The 2725-nt window shown below is 57.9% G+C and carries 2 protein-coding genes; both read right to left on the minus strand.

Translation table 11 applies throughout. From position 1 onward, the window contains the following. Positions 1-263: 263 nt before the first annotated feature. A complete protein-coding gene (locus IE157_RS12690) occupies positions 264-1199 on the minus strand; it encodes a BsuBI/PstI family type II restriction endonuclease (RefSeq protein WP_193520152.1) in 936 nt (311 codons plus the stop codon). Then, a complete protein-coding gene (locus tag IE157_RS12695; protein ID WP_193520153.1) occupies positions 1196-2629 on the minus strand; it encodes an Eco57I restriction-modification methylase domain-containing protein in 1434 nt (477 codons plus the stop codon). The genes IE157_RS12690 and IE157_RS12695 overlap by 4 nt, the downstream gene beginning before the upstream one ends. Between the last annotated feature and the right edge of the window lie 96 nt (positions 2630-2725).

Below are 2725 nucleotides of genomic sequence, written 5' to 3' on the forward strand. Positions count from 1 at the left end.
CCATCATGAACCCGGCCGTGAGCCTCGCGGCCTGACACCCCAACTGTCACCTGATCGTGCGGCAGCCCCTGCGGCAGCCCCAGCACATCATCAAGAATATGGATGGCATCATCGGGGAACGGAATTCCTACGGGAATGATCCGCACCCTCCGAAGGGATGAGCTGGCAGGGCTCCATCCTTATTGAGTGATGGAGCCCTGCTGTGCCAAGGATGGTTGGTTCCTGCGTCGCAATCAACCGTGCTGCGGCGCAGTTTTGCAGGTTCAGTCGTAGGGACCTAAAAACCGTTCGCCGTTGAAGTGAACCATGTGGCTTGGCGCGTCAGCGCACCACACCTCGGTCTCCCACGCAATGTCCGCAAGGTACTTCCGCATCGTTTTGCGATCCGGGAAGCAGGAAATGTACACCAGTCCGGCGGTGCTTCCTTCGAACAACTTGGACAGCTCGCCGTACCTTTTAGCATCGACAGGACCGTGGGAGGAGGCAGCTTCCATGAGAACCAGCCAATTCTTGTCCCGCATGTACACCACGAGATCCGGCATCTTGCCGTGCGAATCCACCTCTACGTCAAGATCCTTGAGGCGCTTCTGATCAAAATGCGCCCACTTCTGGTCCGCGTCTCCGACGTACAACACCTCTCCGCCTGGTGTGTACCGGGAGCACAGTTCATCAAGCATCTGTTTGATCAGTACGTTCTGACCGCCTGGGCTCAGCGTGAGCGCTTTGCCTTCGGGGAGCGTGACGGGGATTCGGCGCATTTCACGGGCTGCCGCGTAGGTCTCGATCTGACGGGGGCGGTCATCCAAATACTCCGCGACTAACTCGTCGATCTGAGGAGATCCGTAGGCTTTGATAACCGTTAAAGCCATTGGGTGGATCGCATAGTTCCACTTGGGACTGTTGACCGGGCGGTCTGGCTGATCTCGGTTTTGTTCGACAAGTAACGCATCACTGAACTGATGGAGGGTGAACCGGCGAATTGCCTCCCGAGTATTTGCAGCGTAGTCCACGTCGTATACATCACGAATGAAGTCCATGATCGCGCGCGTTCCATACATCTCGTTCGTAGCATCATTCCAAGATGAGTCCGGCCGGATATCCGCCAGAGCAAGCAAGATGAGAGCCGCCCGTTCGTTGCTACGCTCCCGGTCAAATCCGAGAGTGCGCAGGATCTCCTGGGCATCTTCAATTTTGCTCATGCTTCCTCCGTCACTATTCGGTCAATCTCATCCTGACCGAGTAGCTCAGGTTCACGGTCACACCCCCATTTTCTCAGCGTGTCCTCGTCAGGGATCGGCAGCGTCCGGAGATCACCGGCGTTCACTTGAGTGTGCCCGGAGAAGGTTCGAAACAACCGGTCCAATGGTCCGCTGTTCAACCAGATAGACAACCCGATAGCGACCGCCGCATCAGGGATAGGACCGATCACATTGGTCTTGTTCTCGAAAGCGACAGGTCCTTCGCCATCCCAAACAGCCGCTACTACGCGTCGAGGTTCCTCCTTTGCCGAGAACCGCTTCACAACGACGTATCGGCCCGGTGCATGGACCTGTTTTCGGGAGAAGTCATCACGGGCATCGAAGTGCTGCGGTTTCTGACGCTTCATGCCCCGCGGCCAGGTAATAACTCCGCTGTTGAAGTTGCCCGGGTAAATAAGAGGAACCGTCTCATCTCCAGAGTTTTCCAGGCAGTAAGACCGCGCACGGAAATCCACCACGCGCCCCGTTGCTACCGACAGGCCCAACTCCGCCAGAGTCTTGTCCGCCGGGATGTCCTCGCCATGTTCATCCGGGATCCGAATGAACTTGTGCACGTCAGTTGGCAGGACCACCTTTTCATAATCGACCGTGTAATGGTGCGGGACAGGGTCGTTGGTCAGTGACACCCCGATGTCTACAGGCCCTGGCTTTCCGCCTGCTTCCAGGGTCACGATCACCGATTCTTGAAGCACTCCGGAATCCCGGAACACGGTGTTGCGTGACTCGAAAGTATGAATGCGCCGCAGCGCTGAGCGGTTCAGCAAGAAGCGGCGGAACGACTCAAAGTAGGTGCCATTCATGAAGGAGCGCGGGACGATAGCCACTAGCTGTCCACCGGGCCGAAGCTGACTCAACCCCAGAGCCATGAACGCCGCATAGAGGTTCGGCGCCTCGACACCAAGCTGACGCAGGGCTAGTCGTTCGGGCGCACCGGCAGCCAACTTGCTGTAGGGCGGATTCATGATCACGAGATCGAATGGGTCGTCCAGTGCTTCATGGCCTCCGAGCAAGCCCGACTCGTCGAGGAGATAATCAGCCTCGATGATTGAAGCACTCACGTTCGCCAAGGAGTCGACCTCATGCAGCGTCTCACCTAGTGCTGGGATCAGCCGAGAGTCCCGCTCCACTGCGACCAGCTCTACAGAGGTGCCAGGCCGTGCTTCACGAATCAGGCTCACCAATGCTGCGCCTAGGATCCCAGTGCCGGCACCGGGATCAAGAACCCGGAGGCGTTTAGGGTCGGGCAGATCCAGCATCGAAGCCAGCAGAATGGCAGCTACTCTCGGCGTGAAAACCTGACCGGCTTCAGCAGTGATGCTTCCGGCAGTGGAGATGCGACGTTGTTCTGCAAAGCTCAGATCAAGGGACACCCTATGAGTCTACGAAGTCGCTCAGACGGGGCTGCCGCACGATCAGGTGACAGTTGGGGTGTCAGGCCGCGAGGCTCACGGCCGGGTTCATGATGG

The organism is Kocuria marina (assembly GCA_014652975.1).
In the GTDB taxonomy this organism is placed as follows: domain Bacteria; phylum Actinomycetota; class Actinomycetes; order Actinomycetales; family Micrococcaceae; genus Kocuria; species Kocuria marina.

Excerpts from the sequence above, each read along its gene's own strand:
- IE157_RS12690 (WP_193520152.1), bottom strand. The coding sequence starts at position 1,199 with ATGAGCAAAATTGAAGATGCCCAGGAGATCCTGCGCACTCTCGGATTT.